A 1036-nucleotide genomic window follows, 5' to 3' on the forward strand; every position below is an offset into this window, starting at 1 on the left:
GTTCAACGCGAAGTAGCGCAGCGCCGCGAACTCGGACTCGATCCAGTTCAACCACGACGAATACGTCGGTAAGAACACCAACTCCACCTCATGTGCCGCGGCCCAGTCCCGGACCTCGGCCCGCTTATGCGGGGAGAAGTTGTCGGCGATGACATAAAGCTTGCCGTCGGGCCAGCGGGCACGCAGCGACTTCAACAACCCGAGAAACTCCTGCCACCGCTTACGATCCCGGATCCGGTAGTGGATCTTCCCGGTAGCCAGATCCAGCGCGCCGAGCAGATGCCGAACACCCTGGGTGCGGTGGTAGGTCGCCCGCAACCGTCTGGGCTTGGACTGCGGAAACCATCCGCGACCAGCGCGGGGTTGCAGGTTCAACGGCCCGAACTCATCGACACAGACCACCCGCCCGTCCGCGGGTCGATGGTCGTAGAGATCGAGGATCCGGTTCATCTTCGTGGCGAACTCGGGATCAGTGCCGGCTTTCCAGGTCTTGACCGCCTGCCACGACACACCCTCTGCTTTCAAGATCTTGCGCAGTGTTTCACGGCTGATCTCGGCGATCTTGTTGGTGGCCAGCACTTCTCGTAGTTTCGATAGGCTCCAGACCGAGAATGGCCAGCCGAGGTCTCGCGGGCAGCACCGGGCGATACAGGCAATGCGTTCACGCGTTGCCCGGTCCGCCTTCTTCGGTCTGCCCGCGCTCCATTTTGGGTCCAGCGCCTCGAACCCCCGTTCGTTGAAGTCGTGGATCACTTGCCGCACATAGGCTTCGCTGACCTGCATCAACCGGGCGATCGCGGGGACCGGTTGACGTTGTGCCGAGGCCATCACCACGATCGCACGCCGCATCCTGATCGGTTGTTTGCTTGTCTTCGTGATCTTCTGCAACCGGCGACCCTCGTCCGGGGTCACCTCTCGCACAAACACTTCCGGCTTCCTGGCCACCGGCACCACCTCCACCGGGGAGCATCACCGGTCGCGGGCGCGCGATCAACTCGACCAGTTACCGAGGCAACCTTCCTGGACGAGGCACTAG

The 1036-nt window shown here is 62.6% G+C and carries 1 protein-coding gene; it reads right to left on the minus strand.

The window, feature by feature from the left end; genetic code table 11:
* Window positions 1-954 (minus strand): IS630 family transposase (locus ACFXKN_RS33495; RefSeq protein ID WP_379434804.1); only part of this gene is annotated, 954 nt, incomplete at its 3' end.
* Window positions 955-1036 lie beyond the last annotated feature (82 nt).

The organism is Nocardia sp. NPDC059195 (genome assembly GCF_042754695.1).
Taxonomy (GTDB): domain Bacteria; phylum Actinomycetota; class Actinomycetes; order Mycobacteriales; family Mycobacteriaceae; genus Nocardia.